The sequence below is a fragment of the Streptomyces sp. NPDC111507 genome (assembly GCF_055638955.1).
Window position 1 is genome coordinate 160,192 of the sequence record NZ_JBVKBU010000007.1, and the last position, 22,327, is coordinate 182,518.

Genomic DNA, 22,327 nt, shown 5'->3' on the forward strand with positions numbered 1-22,327 from the left:
CATGCGATACACCCGCGTCTCGGTCGGCGGACGGGCGGTGTGGGGCCGGGTGGGGGAGGAGGACATCGAGCTGCTGTGCGCTTCCCCCCTGGAAGGCGACCCGGCCGTCATCGGCACCGTGCCGCTCGCCACCGCGCACTGGCTGCCCGTCGTCGTCCCGCCCGTGTTCTACGCGGTCGGCATGAACTACCCGCGGCACATCGAGCACGCCCGCGCCGAGGTCCCCACCCGTCCCGAGGTCGGCTACCGCGCCAACAACGCGCTCACCGGGCACGGTTCGCCCATCGTCAAGCCGGCCGGCGTCGAGGGCCGGTTCGAGGCAGAGCCCGAACTCGTCGCGGTCATCGGCCGAACGCTGCGGCACGCCACGTACCAGGAGGCCCAGGAAGCCGTTTTCGGCTGGACCATCGGCAACGACGTCAGCGCCCGCACCTGGCAGCACCAGGACCGCACGTTCTGGCGCAGCAAGAACAGCGACACGTTCAAGCCCATGGGCCCATGGATCGACACCGACGTCGACGCCCTGGCACAGACGACCACGCTCCGCGTCAACGAGGAGGTCCGGGCGTCGTTCGCGACCGGCGACATGGTCTTCGACCCCTTCGACCACATCGTTGAGATCACCCGGCACAGCACCCTGCGGCCGGGAGACGTGCTGTGGATGGGCGCCGAGTCCACCTGCCAACTGGAGCCCGGGGACACCGTGGACATCGAGATCAGCGGCATCGGTGTCCTGTCCAACCCCGTACTCAGCGAAGGGAATCCGTCATGAGCACCGCACCCCGCTACATCCACCACGTCAACTTCCCCACCACCGATCCCGACCGTACCGCCGACTGGTACACGAAAGTCTTCGGGATGAAGCGGATCACGCCCAAATCGAACACCCGCGTGGTGCTGATGACCCGCGGCACCTTCGATCTGCACTTCACCCCGGTCGAGGAGATGGAGCGCATGGCGCCCTATCACTTCGCCGTCGAGGTCGACGACTGGGACGAGTTCCTCACCCATCTGAAGGCGCTCGGTATCCGGCACACCCGCCCGATCGAGCGGCCCGAGAACCAGTCGAAGTTCTGCTACATCCACGACCCCGACCACACCATGATCGAGCTGGTCTTCCACGGCAAGCGTCTCAACTGACCTCGTGAGGCTAGGAGTTCACTGACATGCCCATCGCCGACTCCGACGGCACCTCCCTCTACTACGAGCGCCACGGCAGCGGTCCGGCGATCCTGTTCGTGCACGGCAGCGGCGGCCACCATGCCGCCTGGTGGCAGCAAGTGGCCGCATTGCGCGAGGAGTTCACGGTCGTCACCATGGACCTGCGCGGCTTCGGCAAGTCCGACGCCCCGGCCCGTCCGCACTCCTCGAAGCCCGAGTTCGACGGACAGGACTTCCCCGGCGACGTCGTCGCCGTACTCGACCAGGAGGACCTGACCGACGTCATGCTCGTCGGCCAGTCCATCGGCTCCGTCGCCGCCCTGCGCGCCGGACTGCTCCGTCCCGAACGGGTCGCCTCCGTGGTCCTCGGCCACTCCCTGGGCGGCATCAGCCACCCCGAGCTGAAGGAACTCGCCGCCGCCGACCGCGCCGAGGCCGTCAAGCTCCCCGTCATCGACCGCCTGCTCACCCGGCGGTTCCAGCAGGAGCGACCCGACCTCACCTTCCTCTTCCAGCAGATGGGCACCTTCAACGTCGCCACGATGGCCGACCTGCGCAACCTCGACACCAACGGCCCCTCGCTGGAGGAGATCCAGAATGCGGGCGTCAAGGTCGCGTTCCTGGCCGCGGAGAAGGACGCGGTACTCAGCGTGAAGACCGTGACCCGCGCCCACGAACTGCTGCCCGGCTCACATCTGGAGATCGTCCCGGACGCCCCGCACTCCATGTACTGGGAGGCGCCCGAGCAGTACAACGTGGCCGTCGCCCAGCTGCGCCGCACCCTCACCGCACAGAAGGAAGCCGTATGAGCAGCCTCACCCTCGATGCCGCCGAAGAGATCGTCGACGCCGCCCTGAAGCGCGCCCAGTCGCTCGGGAAGGCGGTGAGCGTCGCCGTGGTGGACGCGGGAGGCTTCGTCGTCAGCGTCCGCCGCTCGGACGGTGCGCGCCCGCTCACCCCGGACATCGCCCGCGCCAAGGCGTACACCGCGGCCGTGATGCAGCGGCCCGGCAAGATGCTGAAGAAGTGGCAGGAGAGCCAGCCGGTGTTCTTCTCGCAGCTCTCCCAGCTGCCCGGCGCGGCCCTGCCGATCATGGCGACCGAGGGCAGCGTCACCCTCAAGAAGGACGGCGAGATCATCGGCGGCCTCGGTATCGCCGGCGGCACCGCGGACGAGGACCAGCAGGTCGCCGACGACGTCCTCGAATCCCTCGGCTACGAGCTGGAGTTCGCCGCCTGGGGTGTCGCGGGCCGGCCGGCTCCGGACGCCGGGAAGACCGAGCAGACCGAGAAGGGGGCCTGAGCCATGGCGGACACGTTCAACTACCGCATCGACCACCACGGCAGCCTGGTCCGCCCCGGCACCCTCCTGACCGCGCGGGCCGAGGGCGACCCCGAGATCGTGTCGAAGGCGGAACTCGAGGCGGTCGAGGAGGCGGTGGTCTTCCAGCGCAAGCTGCGTACCACGGTCGTCACCGACGGGGACTTCCCCCGGGAGGACTTCCGCAGTGCGGTCTTCGACGCCGTCTCCGGCTTTCGTCGCACGGACACGGAAACCTCCGACGGACTGCCGCGCTGGGTGGCGGAAACGCTGCCCAAGGCGAACGGTCCGCTGCTCGCCGACTGGGCCGGGCGGCTCACCGGGCTGACAGAGATCGCCCCCAAGGCCTCGCTGCCCTCCCCGGCCTATCTGGCCGCCACCACCTTCGCACCCGAACTCGCCGCATCGGGCGGGCCCTCCTCGGCCCGTGAACTCGGAGAGGCCCTCGCGGAGATCATCCAGGCGGAGATCGCACTGCTGGTCTCCCGGGGCGTCCGGCTCGTCCAGCTCAACAACCCGCTCCTGATGGGCCACGTCGCCACCGACCCGGCCGCCCCCGGCGCGCTGTCCTTCGAGGACGTGCTGGCCGTCGACGCCCTGGCGCTACGACGGGAAGAGCGCCCGGAGGGCGTCAGGATCGGCGTCTGCCCCGGCTGGGAGGCACCCGCCGCGGTGGACCGGGCCAGGACCGAGCGCCTGTACGGCGGGATCCCGGCCGACCGCTGGATCCTGCCGTACGACAAGGGCACCGACGCCGAACTCGACCTGCTCAAGGCCCTGCCGGAGGACCGCGACGCGTGCCTGGGTGTGGTGGACGCGACCGTGTCCGCACTCGAGGACATCGACACGGTGATGGCCCGCATCGACGCCGCCGCCGAGGTCAAGGACCTGGAGGACATGGCCGTATCGCCGTCCCGCGGCTTCGCCGACACGGCGACCCGTCCGCTGCTGAGCGCCGAGAACCAGCGCCGCAAGCTGGTCCTGGTGGAGACCGTCGCCCGCTACTGCTGGGGCAACGAGTTCTGACCTGCGGCCCGGGTGCCGGGAAGCGCGCCCGCGCTTCCCGGCAGGCCTTCAGAGAACCTCGGCGAAGGTCACCGTGCGCTCGGTCAGCAGCGGCCACACCGTCTCCACGATCAGCTCGGTGAAGTGGTCGGCGACCTTGTGCGCGTCGAAGCCGGCGCGGTCCGCGTACTGCTCGTACAGCACGAAACCGCCCGGCCGGTCCACCTCGGCGTGCACCTCGTACGCCAGGTTCGCCGGCTCGGCACGGGTGTCCTCGCGCACCTTCAACAACGCGGCGCGCACGGTGCCCTCGTCGGCGGGCTCGCAGCGGTAGTGGGCGACTACTGCGTAGGCCATGTCTGTTTCTCCTTAGCGGGATTCCGGCTCCCGGCGACGTCGTACACGCCGTCCGGCCTGCAGATTCCAGCACGGATCAGTCGCCCGCCGACCCGCGCGCGGCGCAAGCAATGACTGCCTGCGCGGGTCTGGTGGCACCGCCCCGACATGGTGTGTTCTCGCATCCGGCCCCCTGCGGCCGCTCCCTGTGCAGACCGCGGACCCCGCACCGCGGCGGACGAAGGAAGTGATCTCCATGCGAACCCTGGAAACCCTCTCCGGCGGAGAGTGGGTGACGACCGGTGAGTGGATCGACGTCCACGACCCCTCCGATGTGCGGACCCCCGTCGCCCGCGTCCCCGCGCTGAGCGCCGCCGACGTCACCCGCGCCTACGACCACGCCGAGCGGGGCTTCGCCGTCTGGAAGCGCACCAGCCCCTTCGAGCGCGCCCGGATCATGACCGACGCCGGCCGGCTGCTGCGCGAGCGCCTCGCGGAGATCGCCGCGGACCTGGCGACCGAGATGGGCAAGACGCGGGCCGAGGCGACCGGCGAGACGATCAAGGCCGCGGACTTCCTGGAGTACTACGCGGGTCTCGCCCGGCAGGGGTACGGCACCCTCGTGCACGACGTCCGCCCGGACACCCGTACCCATCACCAGCGCGAGCCGCTCGGCGTCGTCCTCGCGATCACCCCGTGGAACGACCCGCTGATCACCCCGGCCCGCAAACTGGCGCCCTGCCTCGCGGCGGGCAACGCGGCCCTCCTCAAACCGGCCACCGACACCCCGCAGGCGGCTCTGCACTTCGCCCGCGCCCTCCACGACGCGGGTCTGCCCGCCGGTGTCCTCAACGTGGTCACGGGGCGCGGCGCGGAGATCTCCGGCGCGCTGATCTCCGACCCGCGCCTGGCCGCGCTCACCTTCACCGGCAGCAACGAGGTCGGCGAGGCCCTGCGCGGCCGGCTCGCCAGCAGCAACGTCCGCTTCCAGGGGGAACTCGGCGGCAAGAACGCGACCGTCGTGCTCGCTGACGCCGACCTCACCGCCGCCGCCGAAGCAGTCGCCGCCGCGGGCTTCGCCCAGGCCGGGCAGCGCTGCACCGCCACCAGCCGGGTGATCGTCGAGCGACCCGTGTACGAGGAGTTCACCGCGCTGCTGCTCGCCGAGGCGACCGCGCTGCGCGTCGGTCCGGGCCTCGCCGAGGGCACCACGATGGGCCCGCTGGTGAGCGCCCGTCAGCGCGACGGCGTCCTGTCCGACATCGAACGCGCGGTCAAGCAGGGCGCGACGGTCCTCGTCGGCGGCGACCAGCCGCGGGACGAAGCACTGAGCCACGGGTGCTACGTCAATCCCACCGTGCTGGGAGACATGACCCCGCAGCTGGACATCTGGCGCGAGGAGGTGTTCGGGCCCGTCGTCGCCCTGCTCCCGGTGGACTCCTTCGAGGAGGCGGTCGAAGCCGTCAACGACTCCGTCTTCGGCCTCGCCGCCGCCGTGTTCACCCGGAACCTGGGCGCCGCGTACCGTTTCGCCGACGAGGCCGAGTGCGGCCAGATCGCGGTGAACACCACCACCTCGGGCTGGGATGTCCACCACCCCTTCGGCGGCTTCCGCGACTCCGGGTCGCCGTTCAAGGAGCAGGGCGAGGAGGCCCTGCGCTTCTACACCCGGGTCAAGACGGTCGCCGTCCACTTCGGTGCCTGACGGCCTCGGCGGGAATCAGGAGGGAAGCCGATGGCTGACGAGACGATCGGCATCGTAGGCGCCGGCATCGTGGGCCTGGCCACGGGGCGTGAGATCGCCGTGCGCAGCCCCGGCACCCGGGTCGTGGTGCTGGAGAAGGAGCGGGCGGTCGCCGTCCACCAGACCGGGCACAACTCGGGCGTCGTACACGCCGGCATCTACTACGCGCCGGGCAGCCTCAAGGCGGACCTGTGCGTGCGGGGCGTGTCCGTCCTGCGCGAGTACTGCCAGGACCGGGGCCTGCCGTACGCGGAGATCGGCAAGCTCGTCATGGCGGTGCGCGAGGACGAGCTGGGCCGGATGGAGAACCTCTACGAACGAGCCAGGAACAACCATGTGCCGGAGCTGAGGAAGGTCTCCAAGGAGGAGATCAGGGAGCTGGAGCCCCACGCCGGGGGCATCGCGGCCCTGCACTCCCCGCGCACCGCGATCACCGACTACCCGGCGATCGCCAGGGAGTTCGCCAAGGACATCGAGGCCTCGGGCGGCGAGGTACGGCTCGGATTCCCGGTCACCTCGATCACCGGCGTGCCGGGCGGCATCGAGGTGGCCTCCGGGCAGGAGCGTGTCCGCGTCGACCGGCTGATCCTCTGCGCGGGCCTCCACTCGGACTCCGTCGCCCGCCTCGCCCAGGACAAGAAGGAGCCGAGGATCGTCCCGTTCCGTGGCGAGTACATGCTGCTCAAGCCGGAGCGGACGGACCTGGTGCGCGGGCTGATCTACCCGGTCCCGGACCCGCGTTACCCCTTCCTGGGCGTGCACTTCACTCCCCGCGTCGACGGCTCCGTCGAGGTCGGTCCGAACGCCGTCCTGGCCCTGGCCAGGGAGGGCTACACGCTCGGCAGGGTCTCACCGAAGGACCTCGCGGGACTCGCGGCCTACCCCGGCTCCTGGCGGATGGCCGCCCGGCACTGGAGGACCGGCATCAGGGAGTACCGCGGCTCACTGTCCAGGGCGGCGTTCATGAAGGACGCCCAGCTGTACGTCCCCGGCGTCGGCGTCTCGGACGTCGTCCGCGGCGGGGCCGGCGTACGCGCCCAGGCCCTGGACCCGGACGGCACGCTCGTGGACGACTTCCGCATCCACCAGGTGGGCCGGATCACCGCCGTCCGCAACGCTCCCTCCCCGGCCGCCACGGCCTCCATGGCGATCGCAGAGCACATCGTGGACGCCGTGCTCGGCGACGCTTCCGCAATCTGAGAATGCCCTGCGTACGGGGGACTTTCGCGCAAGTAGTGCTTGCGCCCCGGGGACTCGGCAAGGCCCCACCACCCGCCTAGCGTTCCTTCCACACCACCCCGCCACCCCCTTCCCTTCGAGGCCCCATCGAGGCCCATCGAGGCCCTTCGGGGGAAGCACTTCCCCTTCGAGAGAAAGAGCTGAGGACATGTTCGTTGTCGACACGCAGATCCACATCTGGAAGGAAGAGACCCCGGACCGTCCCTGGGTCCCGGGCGCGCGTGAGCGCATCCGTCTCAACGGCCACCGCGAGGACCCCTTCTCCTACGAGGAGGCCCTCGAGCTGATGGACGAGGCCGGCGTCAACCGGGCGCTGATCCTGCCTCCGTCGTGGGAGGGAAACCGCATCGACTACGCGCTCGAGGCCTGCGAGGCGCACCCCGACCGCTTCGGCATCATGGCCCGCGTCCCGCAGGACGACCCGGTCGAGGGCACCGCCCTGCTGAAGGAGTTCGCGCAGAACCCGTACATCAAGGGCACCCGGCTCACCTTCCACCGCCCCCAGGACCGCAACTGGATGATCGACGGGACCAACGACTGGTACTGGCCGATCGCCGAGGAACTCTCCATCCCCACCATGGTCCACGCCCCGATCTGGAAGCGTGAACTCGGCCAGATCGCCGCCAAGCACCCCGGGCTGAAGATCATCATCGACCACATGGGCATCATGGCCCGCTGCGTGGACGACGCCATCGGCTACTGGGTCCAGGAGACCGCGGACCTCGCCGAGCACCCCAACATCTACGTCAAGGTCTCCGCGCTGCCGGGCTACTCGACGCAGCCCTTCCCGAACAAGAACATCGAGAAGTACGTGCGCGAGATGGTGGACAGGATGGGCCCGCAGCGCTGCTTCTACGGCACCGACATCACCCGGCTGCTCGGCCACGGCATCACCTACACCGACACCATCGAACAGTTCACCAAGCACTGGGACTTCACCCCCGAGGAGCTTGAGTGGATCATGGGCCGGGGTATCTCCGAGGTCCTGAACTGGCCGATCGAGGGCTGAGGAAGCACACGAGATGACGGACACCCGAAACTCACCGGACGCCGCCGGAGGTGACGGCGGCGATGCCTTCGTGGCCGCCTTCAACGCCGTCGGCGCCGACTACCTCTTCTGCTCCTCGGGGTCCGAATGGGCCCCGGTGTGGGAGTCCCTCGCCCGCCGCCACCGTGACGGACTTCCGTGCCCGCGCTACCTCGACCTGACCCACGAGACCGTCGCCGTCGGCATGGCCACCGGCTACGGACTGATCGAACGCCGGCCGCAGGGCGTACTGCTGCACGCGGCGCCCGGCCTGCTGCAGGGCTCCATGGCCGTCCACGGCGCGCTCCTCGCCGGCGTCCCGATGGTGGTCGCCTCCTCGGAGTCGACCACGTACGGCGACGGCCCCGGTCAGGACCCGGGCGGCCAGTGGTACCGCAACCTGTCCGTCGTGGGCGGCCCGCACGGCGTGGCCCAGCCCTTCACCAAGTGGGCCAACGAGGCGGCGAGCGTCCACACCCTGCCCACGATGATCACGCGGGCGGCGGAACTGTCCTGGCGGGCCCCGGCGGGCCCGGCCTACCTCAACATCCCCCTCGAGATCCTGCTGGAGGAGTGGGACGGCCGTGAGGCCGTGCCCGTGGTCCCGCCGGGTTCCACGCACAGCTCACCCGAAGAGGCCGACCTCGTCGCCCAGCTGATCCGCGAGGCGGACAGCCCCGTGATCGTCACCGAGACTGCGGGCCGTGAGGCGGGCGGCTTCGAGGCACTCCTCGCCTTCGCCGAAGCGTGGAACATCCCGGTCGTCGAGCCCGACTCGGCCGTGTGCGGCAACTTCCCGCGCACCCACCCGCTGCACGCCGGCAGCGACATCGGCCCATGGATGGACGAGGCCGACCTCATCCTCCTCGTCAACTGCCGTGCGCCCTTCTACCCGCCCTCGCGCCGCCCGTCGAAGGCGCGGATCGTCGTCATCGACGAGGTGCCGCAGCGCCCGCACGTCGTCTACCAAGTCCTCTTCGCCGAGCGGTACCTGGAGGGCAACGTCGCCAACACCCTGCGCCAGCTCACCAAGCGGGCGAAGGCTGTCCACGCCGACGAGGTGGCCGTGACCGCCGTCACCGCGCGGCGCGCCGCGCAGGAGGAGCGACACGCCGACGAGCAGGCCGCGATCGTCGCGGCCGAGGCCAAGGCGGCAGGGGCCGAGGGTATCGACCCGGTGCTCGTGGCCGCGACCCTGCGGGGGCTGCTCGACGGGAGGGACGCGATCGTCGTCGACGAGACGATCACACACAGCCGCGTCGTGAAACGCCATGTGCGGACCTCCGGCCCCGACTCGTACTTCTATGTGCAGGGCGGACTCGGCCAGGGCATCGCGGTGGCCCTCGGCGTCAAACTCGCCGCCAGGGAAAGGCCCGTGGTCCTCACCATCGGCGACGGAGCCTTCGCGTACAACCCCGTCATCCCGTCGTACGACGCCGCCAAGACGTACGACCTGCCGCTGCTGATCGTGGTGTTCAACAACCGCGTCTACAAGTCGATGAACCTCAACCACCGCAGGTTCTACCCCGAGGGCGCGGCCGCCGAGACCGGCGAGTGGCTCGGTACCGACCTGCACCGGCTGCCTCGACTCGCCCAGTTCGCCGAGCCGTTCAGCATGCACACCGAGACCGTCGACGCGCCGGACGCGCTCGCCCCCGCCCTGGAGCGCGCGCTCAAGGCCGTGGTGGAGGGCACCACCGCCGTCGTCGACGTTCTCGTCACCCGCTGACCCAGGAGGCCCCCGCCACCATGACCGACACCCCAACGCCCAAGCCGGGCACGGTCCTTGTCCCCGCCGACGGCCTGCGCGCCTTCGCCGCCGCCCTCCTGGAGAAGGGCGGGCTCGGCGCCGAGCACGCCCGCACCACCGCCGACGTGTTCGTCTGGGCCGCGCTGCGCGGCGTCGACTCCCACGGCGCCGCGCGGGTCCCCGCCTATCTTGAGCTGCTCGCCAAGGGGGTGGCCAACGCCCGGCCCGAGATGACGTTCGAGTCCAGCACGACGGCGGTCGCCGTCCTCGACGCCGATCGCGCGCCCGGCCCGGTGGCCCTCACCGCGGCCGCCGAGGAGGCGGTGACCCGGGCCCGGGCGGGGGGTGTCGCGGCCGTGGGGGTGCGCCGGACCGTCCACACCGGCGCCATCGGCTACTACGTGTCGAAGATCGCCGAACAGGGCCTGGTCGGGCTCGCCTTCGTCGCCGGGATGCCCAACATGGGCTACACCGGGGTCAAGGGCGCGGCCGTGGCCACCAGCCCGCTCGCCATCGCCGTACCCGCCGCGAGCCACGCGCCGCTCCTGCTGGACATGGCCACCGCCACGATCGCGCTGGGGAAGATCCGCCAGGCCAGGGCGAGCGGCACCCCGCTGCCGGAGGGGGCCGCCGCCACGGCGGACGGCACCCCCACCACCGACCCGGAGAAGGCGGTCATGCCGCTGCCGCTGGGCGGCGCCAAGGGGTCCGGCATGTCGCTGGCGTTCGAACTGCTGACCAGCGTGCTCGTCGGAGCGCCGATCTTCGCCGCCTTCCACTCGGACGATCCCCAGGGCCGGGGGCACCGCCAGAACGCCCTGATCATCGCCATCGACCCGGCGGCCTTCGGCGACGCGGACACCTTCACCGCGGCTGTCGACGCCACCCTGGGCACGCTCAAGAGCCTGCCCGCGGCGGACGGCGCCGAAGGGGTGTTCTACCCCGGTGAGCGCAGTGCCGCCCTGAGTGTGCGGCGCGCCGAGAAGGGGGTACCCGTGACGGCGAAGGTGTGGCGTGAACTGACGCAGAGCGCTGACAAGTTGGGCATCGCGCCACCCGAGGCCCGCTCGCAGGGCTGACAGTCACCTCCATGGAGAGGGGGATGGAGGAGCGGGTGGTCGGGGCGTCCGACGTGCGGCGGGCGCCTCGTCCGTCCCGGGCCACCCGCTCAACCGCCTCCGGCCCGACTGGCTCATCCCGGCGTGCGGCGCCGCTCAACCAGCCTCGCGGACCTCGGGGTTGACGGCCCGCCGCACATGACGGGCGATCACAGCGTAGGTCTCCAGGTCCTTCTTGTCGTCCTTGCCGTCGTACCCATGATCGACCCCGAGCACGTCGTGATGCTCGACGAGGGCGCCCGCCCGCTGAAGACGCTCGGCGTAGCGCACGGCTTCCGCCTTGAAAAGGTCGTACTGCGCCGTGACGACCAGAGCCGGGGCGATGCCCTTGAGGTCGGCGGTGTCGGCCGCGCCCGCGGGGGACACCAGCGGGTCGGCGCGCACGCGCGGGTCGGGGACGTACGAGCTGTCGGTGCCGGCCGCCGTCACGACCGTCGTTCCCCCCGAAGCGGCAAGCCCGACCAAGATTTCCGGCAGCGTCCAGATCCCCTGTGAACAGTTGGGTGACGGACCTTCAGCCACGCCATTCAACACGCCTCGTCGGGTGCAGGGGCGACGAATCCGCCAACGGGGCGACCGGCCGAGAAAGGGATTCGGAACTCGCCGGACCGGCCACGCGCCGACGCGCACCCCGCTCTCCCGCCGGCGGCCGTTGACAAAGCGGAACGTCGCTCCGTATCTTAATCGGAACGACGCTCCGTTTGATGCGGAGCCGATGCCGGACGCCCCTGACGGGGCCTGACCGCCTCACCCGCAGTCAGCCGAATGGGACCGGCAGCAGAGGTCATGGAAGGGACATACGCATCATGAGTGAATCGACGTACCCGGCCCACACCTTCGTTCCGCCCACTCCAGTGCTCTCGGTCAGTCCCGTAGTACTGCCGGCCCCCGGCCGGGCCGTGGATCTGGAGGTGCGCGTCTCCGCGCCCGTGACCGGGAGCGACCTGCCGGTCATCCTCCTCTCGCACGGCCAGGGTTACTCGAACCACCTCTCCTCGCTGAACGGCTACGCCCCCCTCGCCAACTTCTGGGCGGCGCACGGCTTCGTCGTGATCCAGCCCACCCACCTGAGCTCGAGGACGCTGAGCCTGGATCCCGCCACCCCCGGAGGGCCTCTGCACTGGCGCTCGCGGGCCGAGGACATGACGCGCATCCTCGACCAATTCGACGTGATCGAGGCCGCCGTGCCGCAGCTCCTCGGACGCCTGGACCACGACAAGGTGGCCGTGGCCGGGCACTCGATGGGCGGGCACACCGCAAGCCTGCTGCTCGGCGCCCGGCTCACCGATCCGGACGACGGAACGGAAGTGAACCTGGCCGAGCCCCGGATCAAGGCGGGTGTACTGCTTGCCGCGCCCGGCAGGGGCGGCGATGCCGTCACCGAGTTCGTGGCCGAGAACTATTCGTTCTTCTCGACCACGGACTTCTCCGAGATGACGACACCCGCACTTGTGGTCGCCGGCGACAAGGACGCCTCCACCCACCTGACGGTTCGCGGCCCGGACTGGCACACCGATCCGTACTTCCTCTCCCCGGGCCCCAAGTCCCTGCTCACCCTGTTCGACGCGGAGCACGGGCTCGGTGGGGTCTCCGGATACGACGTCGCCGAGACCACGGACGAGAACCCCGGGCGCGTGTCCGCGGTCCAGCGGCTCACCTGGGCCTACCTCCACACGGCGCTCCACCCCGGGGATTCCGCTTGGCAGGCGGCGCGTGACGCGCTGGCGGCCGACGCAGACCCGCTCGGACGAGTCGAATCCAAGTAAGCCGAATACAAGCAGTCCAAGTGATCCGAGTCATCCAGGTAAAGGGTGCAAGGCGGTCCCGGGCGGCCACCAAGGGTCAGCAGTACGGGGGCTGGTTGGTGAGGGAGGCCGCTACTCGCATCCACACTCCGAAGAGCCGGTAGAGGCTGGGCAGAGTGCCCTGCGCCTGGACGGTCCGCGTGTCCGGCGAGGTGACCCCTGGAATTCCCAGGAGGGTGGAGGCCACTGAAGCCGACTGCCAGCGGACGGTGAGCGTGGACGGGCCCGATGGGACCACCGTGGCCGGTCGTCGCGCCGACAGACTGGCGGCGACCGCCTCCTCGATCGCGGCACGTGCTTCCTCGGCAGGTCGCAGATCCGCCGCGAATCTGTCCCGCGCGTTCTTCACGGCCACGGTGGTGACAGAGGCGTCCCATTCGGCCATCTCCGCGCAGGCGCAGTCGTCACCGGTGAGGACCGCCACCGGAACGCCGATGGCCTCCGCGGTGGCGTGGGCCAGGCCGATCTCGCCCACCGGCCGGCCGTCCAGCCACATGTCTTCGATCTCGTGGCCCATGAAGCTGTGGCTCAGCACCCCGAGCGCGCCGGCCCGCGAGTGATAGCCGACGCAGACCATGGCATCGTGCTCGGGCGCGAGACCTTCGAGCATGAACATGTGCTTGGGCTTGCCGCGGATGAGGCGGGCCGCCGGGTGCAGGGCTTCCGGAAGGATGTTGCGCATCGGTCCGTGAGCATCGTTGACAGTGATGTCGGTGGCGCCGGCTGCGAGGGCACCCCGGATCGCGGCGTTGACGTCCTCCGCCATCATCAACCGTCCACGCTCGTAGTCCCGGCCGCCGGGCTGCACATCGTCGGCGTCGACGAGCCCCGTGACGCCCTCCATGTCCGCGCTGATGTAGATCCGCACTGCGCACACTCCTCAAGCTTGATCGCTGAGGAGACGACTGCCACCCCTCCTCCGGTTCCGCCGGGCGCGGTGCGAGCGGGGTCTGTGGAGTGACCTGCCTCACATGCTGTCACGGCGATCGATTCCGCGGTGTCTTGAGGCCGAACCCCCGGAAACGAAGGAGACGCCATGACAGAGAACACCGAAGTGAGCGAGGGCGGTGGCGTCAAGCAGGCCGCGCTGCGGCCGATCAGCGGTGCCGAGAAGGTGGTCCGCTTCATTGTCGGCGGGACCGGCAAGGTAGAAGGCACGCTCACAAGTGACCCCACCGTGGTCAATGGCAACCCGGCACTCGTCCTACGCCTGGACGGCGAGGTCGACGGTCCGTGTCGAGAACGCCCGCATCACCGGCCTCTACTACGTCCGCAACCCGGAGAAGCTGACCCGCGTCGCATCCGAGACCCCGCTCACCCTGCGATGAAGACCGGTGGTGGAACGGCCCCCCGGGTATCAAGTGCCGTGTCCGGCGCGGGGTGTGCCGCGCGCGCAGTTCCGGGGCCGCGGGGGACCCGCCGAGCAGGGAGGCCGCCTGGTCGAAGGGGGAGACCCCGAGAGCGAGGGGGCCGGCCTTCGGCGTGGTCGGTGCGTGCCGGGTCAGCCGTTGACCCAGCCCGGGATCGTCGGCAGCACGCTCTCGGCGACGCTGAGCAGTGCCGCATCGTCGGGCACGACGGAGTCCTGGCGCCAGATGGCGATCTCGTAGGAGCCGCCGCCGTCCTTCGAGTCCTGGGCGACCAGCAGGCTGCGGGCGATGCCGCCAGGGCCGGTGTCGGTCTTGCCGTCGCCGTTGAAGGTGATGGCGATGGTCCGGTCCGAGTAGAGGACTGCCGGGTGTCCCAGGACCGTTCTCTTCTGCGCGGTGTTGAGGAGGTCGGCCATCTGAGCGACCGGGAGATGGTCGTAGGACGCCGAGATCTTCACCGAGTAGGTCTTCAGCGTGACAGTGGCCTCGGGGGTGGCGATCTCGGTGCCGCCGGCGAGCTTGACCGAGCTCTCGTTGCCTCCGGCCGTCTCCGCCTGCTCTGCCGGGGTTCCGAGGAGCGCCGGCAGGTCCGAGCGGTTCAGCGCCGTGCACAGCTGGGCTCCGGAGACGTGCCTCGACGACCCGGTGTCCTTCGTGGCCTGCGTGGCCTTCGAGGAGGAGCAGGTGGCCGGGCCCCTGTCACCGGAGTTCTGCTCGGAGACCCCCTGCAGTACCAACAGTCCGGCCCCCAGCCCACCGACCACCACCACCGCCGCGATGGCCTGGGCCCATGCGTTCGGGCCCTGCTTGGCTTCGGCGAAATCCTCGGTCATGTCCCCCACCCTGTTGGTCCGCGCCCGACGCGCGCTGGGGGAGCTTAACCGGTGATCGCGATGCTGGTCCCGAACATTTGTCCGCCGCGCATGCCGGGCCCGACCGGGGCCGGGTCGTGCCCGACAAAGCGCCCGTGCGACTCCGGCCACGGACATCAAGCCGGTCCGTGAACGCCCTTGCCGTGGAGCGACGGGAATCGCGTGCGGTGACTCACGCGGCGATGACGGCGGCACCCACGCGGCCCCCGTCGACGTCCACCACCGATCCGTGCACGAAGGAGGCCTCGTCACCGGCCAGCCAGACGGCGGCGCGCGCGATGGCGTCCGGGCTGCCGACTTCGCCGGCCGGTGTCCCCTTCATCATGATCTCGCCGGGGTGCGCTTCGCTCCCTTCCGCGGTGCGGGGGAGGATCACGCCCGGCGAGATGGCGTTCACCCGTACTCCCCGCGGCCCGAACTCCGCGGCCCATGCCCGGGTGAGGGTCTCCATGGCTCCCTTGGTGGAGCTGTAGAGCGCGCCGACCGGAATACCCAGGCGCGCGACCCATGACCCGAGGTTGATGATGCTGCCCCCTCCGGCCTCCGCCATGCCCGGTGCGACGGCGGCGGTCAGGAAGAACGGTGCCTTGACGTTCACCGCGTAGACCCGGTCGAACGCCTCCTCGTCCGTGGCGGTGGTCACGTCACCCGGGTAGATACCGGCGTTGTTGACCAGGATGTCGATGCGCCCGCCGAGGGGCCCGCGTGCCCGCTCGGCCAGGTCCCGGGAGGCCCCGGCACTGCCGTCCAGATCCGCCACGAGGAAATCGGCCCGTCCGCCGGCGGCGCGGATACCTTCGACGACCCGGGCCGCCCGCTCCCGATCGCGCCCCGACACGATGACATGGGCCCCCTCCGCGGCGAACGCCTCGGCGATCGCCCGCCCGATGTTGCTCGTCGACCCCGTGACGAGCGCGGTCTTGTTGTGCAGTCGTTCACCCATGATGTGGTCCCTCGTCCCGCTCTCCGCGGCCGGGCAGGCCGACCGGCTCCGTACGGCGGTCCACCAGTGGGCTGAACCGCGCGACCCACTGTGCAGCGGCAAAAATGGACCAGCAAGTCCAGTCCGGGGCGCCGCGAGGACGTAAAATGGACTCATCGGTCCAGTGAGTCAGCGGCGAATCAGCGGTGACCACGTCCAGCGAGCCAGTCAAATGAGTCGGTTCAGTACGCCGGTCCAGGGATGGAGGGAGCGCACCATGCCGCACGCGCCGACCACGAAAGGCCGGGCCACGCGGGCCCGCATCATCGAGGGTGCCGCCGAGGTGCTCCGCGAAAGGGGTGTCGCCTTCACCACCCTCGACGACATCCGCGCCCGGACCGGTACGAGCAAGAGCCAGCTCTTTCACTACTTCCCCGAAGGCAAGGACGAACTACTGCTGGCGGTGGCGCAGTTCGAGGCGGACCGGGTCCTGGAGGACCAGCAGCCGCATCTGGGGAGTCTGGACTCCTGGGAGTCCTGGTACCAGTGGCGGGACGCGGTCGTGGAGCGGTATGAACGCCAGGGCGATCAATGCCCGTTGGGGTCCCTGTTCCTCCAGGTCGGGCGATCCCGGCCGGGCGCACGGGCCATCGTGGCCGAGCTGATGCGTCAGTGGCAGGAGCAACTCGCCCAGGGCATGCGCGCGCTCAGGGCGCGTGGCCTGGTGTCGCCCACCCTCGACGTCGACACGACGGCCGCCGCACTGCTGGCCGGAGTCCAGGGAGGTGTGTCGGTGATGATGTCCACGGGTGACTCGACCCACCTGAAGGCCGCGCTCGACACCGGTATCGCATACCTGCGCGTGACGGCGGACCGGACCGGCCCACGCTGACCGCGGCGCTCCCCAGTCCGCGATCGGTGATCACGCGGGCATGCCACTCGATGGCCGGGCGCCCGCTCCCCGTGCCCCCCCGTCAGGACGTTCCACGCGGGACGACCAGGCCGCAGTCGTACGCCAGGATCACGGCCTGGACGCGGTCGCGCAGCTGGTACTTCTCCAGGATATGGGCGACGTGCGTCTTGACCGTGGTCTCGCCCACGCCGAGTTCGAGCGCGATCTCCGCGTTGGACAGACCACGGGTGAGGGCGCGCAGCACGTCGAGTTCGCGCCCGGTCAGGGCGTCGAGCTTCGTCGGCACGGTCGGCGTCGCGGGCGCGGCGAGGTGGGCGAAGCGGTCCAGCAGCCGGTGGGTGACGCGCGGAGAGAGCACCGCCTCACCGTCGGCCACCGTACGGATGGCGCCCACCAGGGAGTCGGCGGGACCGTCCTTGACCAGGAAACCGCTGGCCCCGGCGCGCAGGGCGTCCACGACGTGCGCGTCCAGGTCGAAGGTGGTGAGGATGACGATCCGGCTGGGCGAACCCGCCCCCACGATCCGGCGGGTGGCCTCTACACCGTCCATGTGCGGCATCCGGATGTCCATCAGGACGACGTCCGGGGTGAGGGCCTCGGCGCTCTCGACGGCGGCGACGCCGTCCGACGCCTCACCGACGACGACGATGTCCGGTTCGGCCTCGAGGATGAGCCGGAATCCCGTCCGGATCATGGGCTGGTCATCGACCAGCAGGACGCGGATGGCTTGCATGCGGGGAGTGCCCTTCGTGCTGGGGGTCGGGTTCGGGGGAGGGGAGCGGGACGACGGCGTGGACGCAGTATCCGCCGCCCGGACGGTTGCCGGTGTGCAGGGAGCCGCCCACGGCGCCGATCCGTTCCCGCATACCGACCAGACCGTGACCGGAACCCCTCGTCGGCAGGGGCGGCCGCGATGTCTCGCCGCCCTGCCGCGGCCCGTCGTCGCAGAGCCGCACGGTGAGTCGGTGCCGCTCCGGCTCCCAGGAGACGGTCAGCGCGGTGTGCGTGTGACCGGCGTGCTTCAGGGTGTTGGTGAGGGCTTCCTGTACGACGCGGTAGACGGCGAGTTGTGAACCCGCCGGGAGCTCGGCGGGGGTTCCCCTGGTGTCGAACTCGACCTGGAGACCGGCGGCGCGCACCGACTCCACGAGCGCCGGCAGAGCGTCGACGGTGGGCTGGGGCGGTTCCTTGTTCGGGTCACTCTCCGCCTCTTCGTCGGTCCGCAGCACGTCAAGGAGCCTGCGCAGCTCGGTGACAGTGGCCCGTCCCGTCTCCTCGATGGTGCCGTGCAGTTCGTGGGCCTTGGCGCTGTCGCGGTCCTGGACCCGGTCGGCGGCGATGGTCTGCACCACCATGAGACTGACGTTGTGGGCGACGATGTCGTGCAACTCGCGGGCGATCCGGGCCCGTTCCTCCATCACGGCGGCGCGCGCGTTGGCGACCTGTTCGCGTTCGATCGCCGCGGCCCGTTCCAGCGCCTGGTTCCGGATGGCGGCGCGAGCCCTGGAGAGCCGGCCCAGCGCCCACGCGGCGACCAGCAGCACCGTCTCGATCAGCAGGGTGGTGACACGGTACCCGGCCGGCGCGAGCAGCGACTCGGTGACGGCCGCGGCCGGGATGAGCACCGCCACGACCAGGGTCGCCGCACGGGGAGTCGACCGTACGGCGGTGAGGAACACGCCCGTGGCCACGCCCACGTAGGTCGGTCCGATGGAGGTGCCCTCGGGTCCGGAGAGCTGCGGGATGTAATGGAGGCCCTGGAGCGTGGCGGCCGCCGCCGACATCACCAGCAGCGCGGGCAGCGGACACCGGCGGTGGACGGCGAGCGGCAGCGCGGACACCAGCACCAGCACCAGGAACCAGGCGTCGGGCGAACGCAGTTCGGGCCCGCCGGGCGGGATCGCCAGCGGCGTGGCCGCGCATCCGGCGATGAGCAGCAGGGCCAGACCCGCGTCGGTGACGGCCGGGGGCACACGGCGCCCGGCGAACGAGTCCATCAGGTCCATGCGCCCCACGGTAGACGGCTCACCCGGCGCCCTGATCTGCCCTGAGGGTGAGAGCGCGCCGCCGGTCTCCTCCGCGGCGGCATCCTCCGCAAGGAGGAGGCGCCCGCGCGACCGGCGGCGCGAGGAGACCCTGCCCTCCTCCGTACGGCGGAGGGCATCGGAGATCTCGCCCGACCGGCGGAGACCACGGTTCGACGGTGTGGCCGAGGCCGCGGCCCGTTGCCGCCGCTGGACTGGGAGCACCACTCACGGAACGCCGTGCGAGAAGCCGGGACTTGAGTAGCCGGAATGTGAGAAGTCGAGGAGTCACAGTGCGGTCTTGGAGCCAACAACCGGACGGGCCGGCCGACGGCCGGTACGCGGTGCAGCTGACGGACGTGACCAAGCGGTACGGCGACGGCCCCTCGGCCGTCCTGGCGCTCGACAAGGTCGGCGCGGGCATCGCACCCGGCACGTTCACGGCCGTGATGGGCCCTTCGGGATCCGGCAAGAGCACCTTCCTGCACTGCGCGGCAGGCCTCGACCGGCCCACCTCGGGCATGGTCCGGCTGGGCGCACAGGACCTGTCGACGCTGAAGGAGCGACGGCTCACGGAGCTGCGGCGCACCCGCATCGGCTTCGTGTTCCAGGCGTTCAACCTGCTGCCCTCGCTGACCGTCGAGCAGAACATCACGCTGCCCCTGCGGCTGGCCGGACGGCAGGTCGACGAGGGCTGGTTCGACCACATCGTGAAGGCCGTCGACCTCGGCGACCGGCTCGCGCGCTTCCCCGCCCAGCTGTCCGGCGGCCAGCAGCAGCGGGTGGCGATCGCGCGTGCCCTGGTCACCCGGCCCGAGGTGATCTTCGCCGACGAGCCGACCGGGGCGCTCGACCCGGAGACCGCACGGGACATCCTGGGGCTGCTGCGGCAGGCGGTCACCGATCTGCATCAGACGGTGGTCATGGTCACCCACGATCCGGTGGCCGCCGCACACACCGACCACGCGCTCTTCCTGAGCGCGGGGCACCTCGTCGACGCGTTGGCCGAGCCGAGCGCCGACCGCGTCGCGGACGTCATGGCCGGCCTGCGGAGGGCCGCCTGATGCTGAGTCTCGCCCTGCTGACGCTCAAGGCCCGCAAGGGCGGTTTCGTCGGCACCTTCGTCGCCCTGCTGCTGGGCGCCGCGGTCCTGAGCGCGTGCGGGATCCTGCTGGAGTCGGGCATACGGGCCGGATCCTCCGCCGAGCGGTACGCGGCTGCCGATGTCCTCGTCGCGGGCCGCCAGGAGGTCGAACTGACCTTCAAGGACCTCGACGGATCGACCGTGAAGGAGTCCCAGCCGCTGCCCGAACGCGTACCGCTGCAGGCCTCGTTGGCCGACCGGATCACCGGCGTGGACGGAGTGAAGGCGGTGATCGCGGACGTGGGCGCCCCGGTGCGGCTGGTGACCGATGCCGGGCAGCCGGTGCCGGGACACCATGGCGCGGGGGCGGAGGCACACAACTGGTCGAGCCTGGGCCTCGGCGACTTCCGGCTGACCACCGGTCACGCGCCCCGCGCCGCCGGAGAGATCGTCCTGGACACCGAACTCGCCGCGCAGGCGGACGTCCGCCCGGGCGACGACATCCGCCTGATGACCACCTCGGTGCCCCGTACCTTCCGGGTCGCCGGACTGGTCGCCCTGAAGGGCGGCGGCGCCCCCCGCCGGTCCGTGGCGTTCCTGGCCGACGCGACCCTGCGCCGGTCGGTTCCCGGAGCCTCCTTCCAGGCCTTCGGCGTCCTCGCCGCGCCCGGTGCGTCACCGCACCGACTCGCCGACGCCATCCAGTCCACGCTCCACGACGACACCCTCGCCGTGCACACCGGGGACGGGCGCGGACGGGCCGAGTTCCTCGACGTCACCGTCAGCGGCTCCAACCTCGTCGTCCTGGCGGCCGCGATCGGCGGCAACGTCCTGCTCGTCGCCGTGTTCGTCCTGTACGCCACCACGTCCCTGTCGATCCGGCACCGCCGCCGGGAGATCGCCCTGCTGCGCGCGATCGGCACCACCCCCGGCCAGATCCGGCGCATGGTCGCCGCCGAGGCCGCCGCCACCGGCCTGCTCGCCGGAGTGGTCGGCTGCCCGGCGGGTCTGCTCCTCGTGTACGGGCTGCGCGACCGGTTCGCCGGACACGGCATCGTGCCCTCGGACTTCGGGCTCGCCCTCAGCCCCCTGCCCTTTCTCGCGGCGGTGCTCGTCACCGTCCTGACCGCGCTGGTCGCGGTGTTGTCCGCCGCGCATCGCGCGACGCGGATCCGGCCCACCGAGGCGCTCGGCGAGGCCGCCGTGGAGACCCCGGGGCTCAGCCGCGGACGCCGGATCACCGGCGGTGTGCTGCTCGTGCTGTCGGCCGGGATCTTCGTCACCGGGCTGGCACAGGACGCCGACTTCTTCACCCTCGTCGGGCTCGCCAACTCCCTCGTCCTCGTTCTCGTCGTCGCGGTCGCCGTCCTCGGCCCGCTGGTCTCCCGTACCGCCGTACGCCTGCTCGCCCCGCTGCTGAACCGGACCGGTGTCACCGGCTACCTCGCGGCGGCCAACACCCGGGCCAACGTGGCCCGGCTGGCCGGCGCGATCACCCCGCTCGTGCTCGCCGTCTCCTTCTCGTCGACCGTCGTCTTCGCGCAGACCACCGGGCTCAGGGAGTCGGCCGACCAGTTGCGGGCCGGGCTGGTCGCCGACCACGTCCTCACCGCGCCGTCCGGAGTGTCACCCGAACTCGCCCAGAAGGTGAGGGACATGAAGCAGGTGGCGTCGGCCACCGGACTGGTCAGGTCCAAGGTCGTCGCCCTCGGCAAGATGCTGGGCGCCCAGGAGCCCGTCTCGCTCAGCGCGCAGGGCGTGGATCCCCGGGCGCTCGGCAGCGCCCTCGATCTGCGGCCGCGGGAAGGGAACATGAAGGCCCTGTCGCGGGACACCGTGGCGATCAGCACCACCACGGCCTCCTGGCTCGGGCTCGGCGTCGGGGACACCGCCCGGCTCCACCTCGGCGACGGCACCCCGTTGCGGGCCAAGGTGGTCGCCGTGTACGAACGCGGGTTCGGATTCACCGACGTGACCATGGACCACGACCTGCTGCTCGCCCACACCACCGGCAAGGTCGACGAGTCCGTCCTCGTACGCTCCGCTCCCTCGGCACCCGACCTGACCCCGGCCTTGTCGCACCTGGCCGCGGCCTACCCCGGCACGGTGCTCCGGGACGGCCTCGCCGTCGACGACCAGCTCGCGGAACAACGCGCGAACGCGTGGGTCAACTACCTCGTCGTCGGCGTGATCATCGCCTACACGGCGATCACCGTCGTCAACACGCTGGCGATGAGTACGGCCGCGCGCCGCCGCGAGTTCGCTCTGCTGCGGCTGTCCGGCACGGCCCGCGGGCAGGTCGTGGGCATGATGCGGCGGGAGAGCGTCATCGTCATCGCGGCCGGGGTGGGCATCGGGACCCTGCTCTCCGCGTTCCCGCTCGTCCTCGTGTCGATGGCGGTGAGCGGCACCCCGGTCCCGGCCGTACCCGGCCTCGGCTACCTGGCGATCGCCGGCGCGACGGCGGCCCTCGCGGCGGCGGGCACGATGCTGCCGACGCGCATGCTGCTGAGGATCCGGCCGGTCGAGGCGATCGGTGCGAAGGAATGACCTCGGCGTGAGCGGGCCCGGGATGCCTCACAAGGCATCCCGGGCCTCGCCCGTGCTGGACCTCGATACGGGCCTTGCGGGGCCCT

Annotated in this window: 21 protein-coding genes and 1 pseudogene; 15 read left to right on the forward strand and 7 right to left on the reverse strand. The window is 71.0% G+C overall.

Annotation, left to right across the window (positions count from 1 at the left end; genetic code table 11):
- The first annotated feature begins 1 nt into the window (after nucleotide 1).
- Genes ACZ7M2_RS27830 through ACZ7M2_RS27850 form a run of 5 tightly spaced genes read left to right on the forward strand, consistent with a single transcriptional unit; the run spans nucleotide 2 to nucleotide 3,508 of the window.
- On the forward strand, nucleotides 2–772 hold the full coding sequence (locus tag ACZ7M2_RS27830) for a fumarylacetoacetate hydrolase family protein (protein WP_471597592.1): 771 nt from the start codon (nucleotides 2–4) through the stop codon (nucleotides 770–772).
- Nucleotides 769–1,140 carry a VOC family protein gene (locus ACZ7M2_RS27835; RefSeq protein ID WP_471597593.1) on the forward strand — a complete coding sequence of 124 codons (372 nt, stop codon included), beginning with the start codon at nucleotides 769–771 and terminating at the stop codon, nucleotides 1,138–1,140. The genes ACZ7M2_RS27830 and ACZ7M2_RS27835 overlap by 4 nt, the downstream gene beginning before the upstream one ends.
- Before the next feature lie 26 nt (nucleotides 1,141–1,166).
- Nucleotides 1,167–1,970, forward strand: coding sequence for an alpha/beta fold hydrolase (locus ACZ7M2_RS27840; protein WP_471597594.1), 804 nt, complete (start codon nucleotides 1,167–1,169; stop codon nucleotides 1,968–1,970).
- Entirely contained in the window at nucleotides 1,967–2,464 is a 498-nt protein-coding gene (locus ACZ7M2_RS27845) for a GlcG/HbpS family heme-binding protein (protein WP_471597595.1), read from the forward strand. The genes ACZ7M2_RS27840 and ACZ7M2_RS27845 overlap by 4 nt, the downstream gene beginning before the upstream one ends.
- A 3-nt stretch (nucleotides 2,465–2,467) precedes the next feature.
- Entirely contained in the window at nucleotides 2,468–3,508 is a 1,041-nt protein-coding gene (locus ACZ7M2_RS27850; protein ID WP_471597596.1) for a uroporphyrinogen decarboxylase/cobalamine-independent methonine synthase family protein, read from the forward strand.
- Nucleotides 3,509–3,556: 48 nt separating this feature from the next.
- On the opposite strand, the gene ACZ7M2_RS27855 is transcribed toward ACZ7M2_RS27850, so the two are convergent.
- A complete protein-coding gene (locus ACZ7M2_RS27855) occupies nucleotides 3,557–3,844 on the reverse strand; it encodes a putative quinol monooxygenase (RefSeq protein WP_471597597.1) in 288 nt (95 codons plus the stop codon).
- Nucleotides 3,845–4,079: 235 nt separating this feature from the next.
- On the opposite strand from ACZ7M2_RS27855, the gene ACZ7M2_RS27860 reads away from it, so the two are divergent.
- The 5 genes from ACZ7M2_RS27860 to ACZ7M2_RS27880 all read left to right on the forward strand — a co-directional run bounded on the left by ACZ7M2_RS27860 (nucleotide 4,080) and on the right by ACZ7M2_RS27880 (nucleotide 10,662).
- Complete coding sequence (locus ACZ7M2_RS27860; RefSeq protein ID WP_471597598.1) at nucleotides 4,080–5,528, forward strand: aldehyde dehydrogenase family protein; 1,449 nt, start codon at nucleotides 4,080–4,082, stop codon at nucleotides 5,526–5,528.
- 30 nt (nucleotides 5,529–5,558) lie between these two features.
- Nucleotides 5,559–6,767: an L-2-hydroxyglutarate oxidase gene (lhgO, locus tag ACZ7M2_RS27865; RefSeq protein WP_471597599.1), complete on the forward strand. Its 1,209-nt coding sequence runs from the start codon at nucleotides 5,559–5,561 to the stop codon at nucleotides 6,765–6,767.
- 187 nt (nucleotides 6,768–6,954) lie between these two features.
- A complete protein-coding gene (locus ACZ7M2_RS27870; RefSeq protein ID WP_097226881.1) occupies nucleotides 6,955–7,815 on the forward strand; it encodes an amidohydrolase family protein in 861 nt (286 codons plus the stop codon).
- 13 nt (nucleotides 7,816–7,828) lie between these two features.
- Entirely contained in the window at nucleotides 7,829–9,562 is a 1,734-nt protein-coding gene (locus tag ACZ7M2_RS27875; RefSeq protein ID WP_471597600.1) for a thiamine pyrophosphate-dependent enzyme, read from the forward strand.
- Nucleotides 9,563–9,582: 20 nt separating this feature from the next.
- On the forward strand, nucleotides 9,583–10,662 hold the full coding sequence (locus ACZ7M2_RS27880) for an Ldh family oxidoreductase (protein ID WP_471597601.1): 1,080 nt from the start codon (nucleotides 9,583–9,585) through the stop codon (nucleotides 10,660–10,662).
- 135 nt (nucleotides 10,663–10,797) lie between these two features.
- On the opposite strand, the gene ACZ7M2_RS27885 is transcribed toward ACZ7M2_RS27880, so the two are convergent.
- Entirely contained in the window at nucleotides 10,798–11,130 is a 333-nt protein-coding gene (locus tag ACZ7M2_RS27885) for an alpha/beta hydrolase fold domain-containing protein (RefSeq protein ID WP_471597602.1), read from the reverse strand.
- Nucleotides 11,131–11,507: 377 nt separating this feature from the next.
- Between ACZ7M2_RS27885 and ACZ7M2_RS27890 the strand changes: the two genes are divergently transcribed.
- A complete protein-coding gene (locus tag ACZ7M2_RS27890; RefSeq protein WP_471597603.1) occupies nucleotides 11,508–12,467 on the forward strand; it encodes an alpha/beta hydrolase family protein in 960 nt (319 codons plus the stop codon).
- Nucleotides 12,468–12,543: 76 nt separating this feature from the next.
- On the opposite strand, the gene ACZ7M2_RS27895 is transcribed toward ACZ7M2_RS27890, so the two are convergent.
- Nucleotides 12,544–13,374 (reverse strand): M55 family metallopeptidase, encoded by an 831-nt coding sequence (locus ACZ7M2_RS27895; protein ID WP_471597604.1) that lies wholly within the window; start codon nucleotides 13,372–13,374, stop codon nucleotides 12,544–12,546.
- Nucleotides 13,375–13,560: 186 nt separating this feature from the next.
- Here ACZ7M2_RS27895 and ACZ7M2_RS27900 point away from each other — a divergent pair.
- Nucleotides 13,561–13,834, forward strand: a pseudogene (locus tag ACZ7M2_RS27900) (RNA polymerase subunit sigma-24); the annotation flags it as partial.
- A 173-nt stretch (nucleotides 13,835–14,007) separates the two neighbouring features.
- Here ACZ7M2_RS27900 and ACZ7M2_RS27905 read toward each other — a convergent pair.
- Together ACZ7M2_RS27905 and ACZ7M2_RS27910 are read right to left on the reverse strand one after the other, a co-directional pair.
- Nucleotides 14,008–14,709: a DUF6215 domain-containing protein gene (locus ACZ7M2_RS27905; protein WP_471597605.1), complete on the reverse strand. Its 702-nt coding sequence runs from the start codon at nucleotides 14,707–14,709 to the stop codon at nucleotides 14,008–14,010.
- A gap of 211 nt (nucleotides 14,710–14,920) precedes the next feature.
- Nucleotides 14,921–15,691: an SDR family NAD(P)-dependent oxidoreductase gene (locus ACZ7M2_RS27910; protein WP_471597606.1), complete on the reverse strand. Its 771-nt coding sequence runs from the start codon at nucleotides 15,689–15,691 to the stop codon at nucleotides 14,921–14,923.
- A 256-nt stretch (nucleotides 15,692–15,947) separates the two neighbouring features.
- Here ACZ7M2_RS27910 and ACZ7M2_RS27915 point away from each other — a divergent pair, with 256 nt between their 5' ends.
- Nucleotides 15,948–16,562: a TetR/AcrR family transcriptional regulator gene (locus ACZ7M2_RS27915; protein WP_471597607.1), complete on the forward strand. Its 615-nt coding sequence runs from the start codon at nucleotides 15,948–15,950 to the stop codon at nucleotides 16,560–16,562.
- Between the two features lie 82 nt (nucleotides 16,563–16,644).
- Here ACZ7M2_RS27915 and ACZ7M2_RS27920 read toward each other — a convergent pair whose 3' ends face one another.
- Complete coding sequence (locus ACZ7M2_RS27920; RefSeq protein WP_471597608.1) at nucleotides 16,645–17,316, reverse strand: response regulator; 672 nt, start codon at nucleotides 17,314–17,316, stop codon at nucleotides 16,645–16,647.
- Entirely contained in the window at nucleotides 17,285–18,589 is a 1,305-nt protein-coding gene (locus ACZ7M2_RS27925; protein WP_471597609.1) for a sensor histidine kinase, read from the reverse strand. Before ACZ7M2_RS27925 ends, ACZ7M2_RS27920 begins: the two co-directional genes overlap by 32 nt.
- A gap of 311 nt (nucleotides 18,590–18,900) precedes the next feature.
- Between ACZ7M2_RS27925 and ACZ7M2_RS27930 the strand changes: the two genes are divergently transcribed.
- Nucleotides 18,901–19,671, forward strand: a complete 771-nt coding sequence (locus ACZ7M2_RS27930) for an ABC transporter ATP-binding protein (RefSeq protein WP_471597610.1) — start codon at nucleotides 18,901–18,903, stop codon at nucleotides 19,669–19,671.
- Nucleotides 19,671–22,241 (forward strand): FtsX-like permease family protein, encoded by a 2,571-nt coding sequence (locus ACZ7M2_RS27935; RefSeq protein ID WP_471597611.1) that lies wholly within the window; start codon nucleotides 19,671–19,673, stop codon nucleotides 22,239–22,241. The genes ACZ7M2_RS27930 and ACZ7M2_RS27935 overlap by 1 nt, the downstream gene beginning before the upstream one ends.
- Nucleotides 22,242–22,327: the final 86 nt, after the last annotated feature.